The sequence below is a fragment of the uncultured Muribaculum sp. genome, assembly GCF_910583865.1.
Taxonomy (GTDB): Bacteria; Bacteroidota; Bacteroidia; order Bacteroidales; family Muribaculaceae; genus Muribaculum.
On the sequence record NZ_CAJTYX010000066.1, the window covers coordinates 1 to 7537 of the forward strand.

Below are 7537 nucleotides of genomic sequence, written 5' to 3' on the forward strand. Positions count from 1 at the left end.
TGGAATCGGTCCTATTTTTCAATCGCCCTCTAAAGTTTAGCGGACAGTAATAAAATTTTATAATCCCAAAGAGGGTAAAGAAGAACCTGCAGTGACCGGCTGCGTGGCCACGGCCATGGCGCAGATTATTGCCCACCACCGCTATCCGGAGCGCAGCACAGGTAAAGGAGAGGCTATGGGCACCACGATGAATCTGAACATCAAGTATGACTACGACAACATGCTTGACAGCTATTCCGACGACTACAATTATAATCAGGCCTACGCCGTGGCCCAACTTATGGTGGCCTGCGGATTCTCTGTCGGGATGGATTACAGCCTCGGCTTTTCAGGAGCTACGATCACGAATGCATTGAATGCGTTACGGACGAATTTTGGTTATTCAAAGGCTGAGTGCCATGATTCGGAACGGTTCTCCCGGGAAGAGTGGGAGGATATGCTTTACGATAATCTAAAGGAGGGTTATCCTGTCTATTATTCCGGATCAGGCCGCTCCGGAGGACATGCATTCCTGATTGACGGTTACAAGGATGATTATTTCCATTTCAACTGGGGATGGGCAGGTTCATATGACGGATATTTCCTTATAGATTATCTGTTGCCTCCTGCCGCTGATTTCAACCGCAGACAGTCGGCCATCGTAAATATCGTGCCCGACAAGGATGACTACAGCTATTCAGTGCCGGTTTATTTGTATGTCTCGGATATTACGAAATCCGGGAATAAGGGTATTAATGTCTCCTTTTGGAACTCCGTTAACGGGAATCTGGTATGCGATGCAGGATTGATATATGAGAATGTAGACGATACCGATGACAGGGTTTCGGTAACAAAGTACCGTGGTATTGAACTGAAGCCTACATATGGTGTCAGAGATATTGAGTTTGAGGTAAGCGCGAATGACTTACGGGGGCATAAAGTGAAGGACGCGGTCTACCGTGTGATTCCAGCCTTTGCAACGGATGGAGAAGGCTTGACCCCCATGCGGCACGATGCCGAAAACACACCCGGATATGCCTATCTGGAGTTTGACGAGTGGGGCAACGGCAGCGTGGTTATTCCCGACATGAAGTTCCCTTCGGTCGAACTGGATAATGTCCCTTCGGTCACTTACACGGCAAATCCCTTGAATGAAAATACGTTGGCTCTTAATCTTTCGGGAATCATATCTAACGGGGATAAGGAAAATGAGATCAACCACGTGTTGCGTCCCGTGCTTTTGCAGGCCGGGGATGATGACAGCTATCAGATTGTGGCTGAAGGCAAGACTTATAGGTTCTGGATGTATCCCGGTGAAAGTCGTGAATTCGATTTGACTACCGATCTCGTGTTTAAAAAAGGCATGGAGCATGTGCCGGGTAACTATGTGCTTGCCATCCTGGCGGATAATGGTAATAAGTTGCTGTCAGATCTTCATTCGATTGAGGTCAAGGAATATCCCGGTGCAGGCGTTCTTAAAGTTAATTCATTCAAGCCATCAGCAAATGTCGGTGACGTGGTTCCGGTCGATGACATGTCCTTTGACATAGAGGTGGAATGTAATGAAGGACTATATAACCGGACTCTCATGGCATGTTTATGGTTATGGAATTCTGATTCTTATAATTTTGAAAATGCGGATGATAAAGGAGTACAGGTATGTTTATTCCCTGGAGATACATATCACTGGCATGTGACGTTTACAAGTGATATGGCTCGTCCGGGAATAAGATATGTCGCTCAGTTATATACCACATCTGGCGGTATCGCTGATAAAGAAATTTGGGGCACGATAGGGGAGGCTTCCGCAATCGACGATGTATTGAGCGACGGGAATGCCGATGGTGTTGATCCGGAGCTTCCGGTGTACGACCTGACTGGCCGCATGGTGGCCGGCCGCTATGGCGAAGCGCAGCTTGCGCCGGGCATCTACGTGGTTGGCAACCGCAAGATCGCGGTACGCTGATCTTAAGCCTTCCATTGAAAAAACGACTCGCCCGTAAAGCGCCATGGCGCTTTACGGGCGAGTTGCGTTGGGGGGATGGGCAGGATAGACCGATCGAATCGGTCGGGTCGGTAAGACAAGTCAGACAGGTCGGACTTGTCTTACCAGTCTGAAATGTCCGACCGGTCCGTTCTTGGTCGGGCTTTGGTTTAGAGGAGGTCGACCGAGCGGGAGATGAAGGAGGATAGGGCGGAGCCTCGGAGAAGGCCGTTGCCGAGGAGGGCGAGGTCGATCAGCTGCTTTACGCGCGGCTGTGTGGCGGCGTAGTCGGCGATGGCCTTGTTTTCGTTCTCGCGCAGTTCGCTAACTTTCTTTTCGAGGTCGGCGAGTTGCTTGTCGGTCTCGGCGTCCTTCTTGTCGCCTGCGGCCTTGGCGGCGTCGCGCAGACGGGTGATCTCGGCGTTGGCTGCCTCGATGTCGGCCTCCATGGGCTGTACCGTGGCGTCGAGCGCCTGTGCTGCGGCGTCGCGCAGCTCCTTCACGAGGCGATGCTCGGTGTTGACGATGAGGTTGTAGTTGTCGGGCATGTCGGCGTAGAATGCCATGCCTGGCTGCATGGCCGCCATGTCCTTCATGCGTCGCATGTATTCGTTCTGTGTGATCATCACCGGTGCGGCGGTGGGGGCGAGGGCCTCGAAGCTTACGAGGAACTCGGCTTTCTCCACGGCGGGGATCTGCGAGCGGAAGATGGTGGTAAGCTCGTTGCGCTGCAGTGCGGTGAGGTCGGCCACTTTGCGGTCCTCCTTGGCGATGAGGTTGTCGATCACGTCGGAGTCGACGCGCACGAAGCGGCTCTTTTCCACTTTCTGCTCAAGCAGGCCGATGAAGTGGGAGTCGAGCTGACCGTCCATGACGAGCACGTCGTAGCCGCGCTCGGTGGCGGCGTTGATGTAGTTGTACTGGGCCGTCGGGTCGGTGGTGTAAAGATAGACAGTCGTGCCGTCCTTGTCGGTCTGCGAAGGCTCGATTAGGGTCTTGTACTCATCGAGGGTGAAGAATTTGCCCTCGGTGTCCTTCAGCAGGACGAACTTCTTGGCGCGGTCGGCAAACTTCTCGTCGGTGAGCATGCCGTATTCGATGAATATCTTGATGTCGTCCCACTTGGCCTCGAAGTCGGCGCGGTTCTGCGTGAAAATCTCTTCGAGACGGTCGGCCACCTTTCGGGTGATGTAGCCGGAGATTTTCTTCACTGCGGAGTCGCTTTGCAGATATGAACGGCTGACGTTTAGGGGGATGTCGGGGCTGTCTATCACACCCTGCATGAGCATCATGAACTCAGGCACGACGCCCTCGACAGAGTCGGTGACGAACACCTGGTTGCAGTAGAGCTGTATGCGTCCCTGGCGGTTGATGTCGATGTTGCTCTTGATCTTGGGGAAGTAGAGGATGCCTGTAAGGGTGAAGGGGTAGTCGACGTTGAGGTGGATCCAGAAGAGAGGGTCATCCTGGCCGGGATACAGCTCGCGGTAGAACGCGCGGTAGTCGTCGTCGGTCAAGTCGGCAGGCTTCTTAGTCCATGCCGGCTCGGTGTTGTTGATTACGTTGTCGCGGTCGGTGTCTACCATCTTGCCGTCCTTCCATTCCTGCTCCTTCCCGGAGATGACGGGCACGGGGAGGAAGCGGCAGTATTTCTTCAGGAGAGTGTCGATGCACGCCTGTTCGAGGAAGTCCTTGTTGTCGTCATCGATGTAGAGCACGATGTCTGTGCCGCGCTCCTTTTTGTCAATCGGCTCCATGGTGTACTCGGGCGAGCCGTCGCACGACCACATCATGGCCTGCGCGCCCTCCTTGTAGCTGAGGGTGCGGATCTCCACCTTCTTTGCCACCATGAAGGCCGAGTAGAATCCGAGCCCGAAGTGGCCGATGATGTTCTCAGCCTTGTCCTTGTACTTGGCCAGGAACTCTTCGGCACCGGAGAATGCTATCTGGTTGATGTATTTGTCGATATCCTCGGCAGTCATGCCGATGCCGTGGTCGCTGACGGTGAGCGTGCCGCCCTCCTTGTCTACGGTGACGCGCACGGCCATGTCATCGAGCGCGCCCTTGTATTCGCCGAACGACGAGAGCGTGCGCAGTTTCTGGGTGGCGTCGATGGCGTTGCTCACCAGCTCGCGTAGGAAAATCTCGTGGTCGGAGTATAGAAACTTCTTGATTACGGGGAAGATGTTGTCGGTAGTCACCCCGATTTTACCTGTCTTGGTATCCATGGGTATATTTTGGTTATTGATTTTATTTTATTGGAAATCTTAGATGTCCTGGCGGTAGGTGGAAACTGCTGCCTCATTCCATACATAACAATCGGCAAACCCCGTGCCAACCTCTCCCCGCGTTAAATTTCCCTAAATCCACTGCCATTTTGTCCGACCTCCCCGTCGGAGTCTGTTGGTGGCAATCGCCTATTGGCGCATTTCAATATTCGGGGGAATACTTTTGAAATTATTAGAATTGTAACAATATATATTTGGATTCTGTCGTGGATTTGGTTAGATTTGTGAAAACCTTAAAAATCCATACGACATGGAATCTACTCAACCTCCACTTATTCATCCTTTCAAGTCGCCCATTGCTGCACGACTCCGAGTGCCATATGATAAAATGAGGTTATTGGATATTAAGGCATACATAAAACTGAAATAGAGTGATTAGGTTTAATATTAATATCTATGTGATTATAAGATGCATCTTATGCATCTTATGTCTGTCGAGTTGTGTATATACTCGGATGACTCATCTTTCAGATGAGGATATGGAGTGGATAAATGTATATGGCAACGGAGAATATGTACTATTTGTCTCTAATGTTGGTAATACTGATACATTGTCCATTAAGGAGATAATATTATTTAATAGTAAAAATCCGTTTTATTTTAGTGAAGCGGGAGGGTCTACGTATAGGGCCAATGGCGGATATCGGTTTATCCTTCACCATAACATTGAAAAGTTTCATGGGCTTGCTTTTTTTGAGAAAGAACTGGACGATTCGTTGTATTTCAGTCTGACTTTGGGCAAATCATATCTAAAATACCCAATGAATACATATGATAGAGAAATCTTAGTCATGGATTCTATAAATATAGCTTATTCTGAATATGGATATGATATTCCGAATAAGGTAAAGGAGGGCGTATGGAGCAAGGAACACGGACTCATCTACTATAAGTTTGAGGACGGGGAGGAATTCTTCAGGCAGGACTTGCTGCCCGGCTCCATTCAGATGAAAAACCAATCATAGGGTAGGGTATGAGTGATTTGCGGTTTGGAACACCCGGATTGATGTGGATTGTGGCTCAATCCATGCCCAAGGAACGGCATCGTGATGTGTACGGTCTGTGGCGCGGCTATACCTACAGTTACGACGGGGCGGACCGGTTGGTGTCGGCGGTCTACGGCGAGACGGGAAGCCGCCCGGCGACTCTCATAGCCGATTCCCCGGACTATTCGGAGTACCGCACCTACGATGCGGGGAGCAACCTCGCCACGCTCAAGGCCTGTGGCCTGACCGACCGTCAGAGGGTCTCTAATCTGGAAAAGAAGCTGTCGTTCGGGCCGGTGAAGGACATCGTTTTCGAAAACCGTGGCGCGCAGATGCTGTCGGCGACTGTAGCCCCGAACACGGCCACGGTCTCTACGATGGACAACTCTGTGATCGGCGCATTGAAAGAGAGCAAGAGCGTAGGCTTCAACTACGATGCCGCCGGCCGCCTTGTCGAGGACGGCCTGCGCGACGAGAGCTTCACCTACGACCGCTGCGGCAACCCCTCTGTTGCTCAATACTCCACCGGACGTGCGATAGACTATCTGGCCAAGTATTCCTACGATGCCACGGGTGTGCTGCACAAGCGCTCGATGGCCTACAACTACGAATTAATCTATAAACGTGATGAGCCGCTCGTGCCGATTTATCCCGACTCCTTACGACCGGGGTATCATTATCCATGGGACAGTCTCCCTCCTCGTCTCGACTCAATCATAACCCCTCGCCCTGTCTTTCCGTCGCCGGTCGGAGCGCAGCCGGCTCTTTCGGGCAGTTCCTCGCCCCAAGCGATAAGCGTACTTTGGCCTCCGGGCAATCGTCGCGACAGCCTTGGTAGAGTCGATGACATTCTTGCACGGACCCCGCATATGGACTATGCCTACTGCGGCAACTACGAGTACCGCAACGGCAGCCTGTCGCGTATCGTCACCCCTGTGGGCTACTACGAGGGCGGCCGCCACCACTACCAGCTCAACGACTACCAGGGGAACGTGCGCTGCGTGGTCTCCGACACCCTCAGTCTCGTCAGCGCCGTGCACTACTACCCCGGCGGCTCTCTGTTCGGCGAGGAATACGGCACACCCGAGGACAAGCCTCTCTTCCAAGGCTCACGCCTCGAAAGCTATGGACGCCACTCCTTCTACGACCTCCTCAACCGCCACTACGATCCCGTCCTCTGCCGCTTCACCTCCATCGACTCCAAGTATGCCAACCATTATCCTTTCACTCCCTACCATTATGGTCTCTGCAACCCAGTCCGCTTCCGCGACCCCGACGGCAACGATGCCATAATCACCTTTAGCGGCAGGACAATCACGGTGTCAGCCGACATATATCTTATGGGAGCATTGGCGACACGAGAACTGGCCAATATCTATCAGGCCGATATCATGAACACATGGGGTAGCATGACTACATATAATTACCAAGGCACAGAGTACCAAGTAGTTTGGGATATAAATGTTTCCGTGAAGCAGTATGACCAGCTAAAGGAGAGAGATGGAAGGAGTAATTATTTGGAAGTGACAGATAATCCTGAACAGACTTCATCTATTCGTGAGAATAGAACTGGGATTATAAGGAGTACGTCTGACATTGAATTTAAGTTTGATAATCCTATCAGTCATGAACTGGGTCATATATTAGGGTTGAAAGATCGTTATGATAAGTTTACAAATAAGGCTAATCCAGGATGGCATGGAAATATAATGGCAGAAAAAGCAGGCTGTGGATGGGTAGAGAAACGTAATCTAAAGCCATTATTTGAACCGGGATTGAAGGTCTATCATGGCTCTCAGATACAATCTAAAGCATTACGATATCCGTTCCTTAACAGCATTCGTGGTAGCTGGAATTATATTTGGCGTATTAATAAGAATAATAGAGAACGATGAATAGGGTTGATATACTACTGATGCTTATGGCCGTTTTATCGGCTGCGATGGCATCTTGTGAAAGCACAAAGTCAAAAAGAGATATTCTTGTAGATATTTACAAGGATTATGGTATCACGCAGTATATGAGAGAATACTCATGGATAGGAGAAGGTGATACGACCATTGTGTATTCGCCTGATTTCATATTGTATAACGGACTGCATATCTCTGGCAAAAGCTTTGAAGAAATGTGCGAAATATATGGTAAACCTCTTGGAGTCGTATATGACACTTTATTTTATGGTATCTCGTCTCATAGCGGCAGACCTTCTGCAATATATCCGATTGCCTATAAGCGTGATTCTATGACAATTATTACTGTCCGCTAAACTTTAGAGGGCGATTGAAAAATAGGACCGATTC

5 protein-coding genes are annotated in these 7537 nt (G+C 50.6%); 4 read left to right on the top strand and 1 reads right to left on the bottom strand.

Annotation, left to right across the window (positions count from 1 at the left end):
- Positions 1–49 precede the first annotated feature (49 nt).
- Positions 50–1945, top strand: coding sequence for a C10 family peptidase (locus tag QZ303_RS10400; RefSeq protein ID WP_295732497.1), 1896 nt, complete (start codon positions 50–52; stop codon positions 1943–1945).
- Between the two features lie 188 nt (positions 1946–2133).
- Here QZ303_RS10400 and htpG read toward each other — a convergent pair whose 3' ends face one another.
- Complete coding sequence (gene htpG, locus QZ303_RS10405) at positions 2134–4191, bottom strand: molecular chaperone HtpG (RefSeq protein WP_295732490.1); 2058 nt, start codon at positions 4189–4191, stop codon at positions 2134–2136.
- 515 nt (positions 4192–4706) lie between these two features.
- Between htpG and QZ303_RS10410 the strand changes: the two genes are divergently transcribed.
- From QZ303_RS10410 to QZ303_RS10420, 3 genes are read left to right on the top strand one after another with little or no spacing between them, the layout of a single operon-like run.
- On the top strand, positions 4707–5216 hold the full coding sequence (locus tag QZ303_RS10410; RefSeq protein WP_295732492.1) for a hypothetical protein: 510 nt from the start codon (positions 4707–4709) through the stop codon (positions 5214–5216).
- Positions 5217–5224: 8 nt separating this feature from the next.
- Complete coding sequence (locus QZ303_RS10415; RefSeq protein WP_295732494.1) at positions 5225–7132, top strand: RHS repeat-associated core domain-containing protein; 1908 nt, start codon at positions 5225–5227, stop codon at positions 7130–7132.
- Positions 7129–7503, top strand: coding sequence for a hypothetical protein (locus QZ303_RS10420; protein WP_295732495.1), 375 nt, complete (start codon positions 7129–7131; stop codon positions 7501–7503). The genes QZ303_RS10415 and QZ303_RS10420 overlap by 4 nt, the downstream gene beginning before the upstream one ends.
- Positions 7504–7537 lie beyond the last annotated feature (34 nt).

Bases quoted from the DNA above. Each gene is read 5' to 3' on its own strand.
- htpG (WP_295732490.1), bottom strand. From the start codon at position 4,191: ATGGATACCAAGACAGGTAAAATCGGGGTGACTACCGACAACATCTTC.
- QZ303_RS10420 (WP_295732495.1), top strand. From the start codon at position 7,129: ATGAATAGGGTTGATATACTACTGATGCTTATGGCCGTTTTATCGGCT.
- QZ303_RS10415 (WP_295732494.1), top strand. From the start codon at position 5,225: ATGAGTGATTTGCGGTTTGGAACACCCGGATTGATGTGGATTGTGGCT.
- QZ303_RS10410 (WP_295732492.1), top strand. From the start codon at position 4,707: ATGACTCATCTTTCAGATGAGGATATGGAGTGGATAAATGTATATGGC.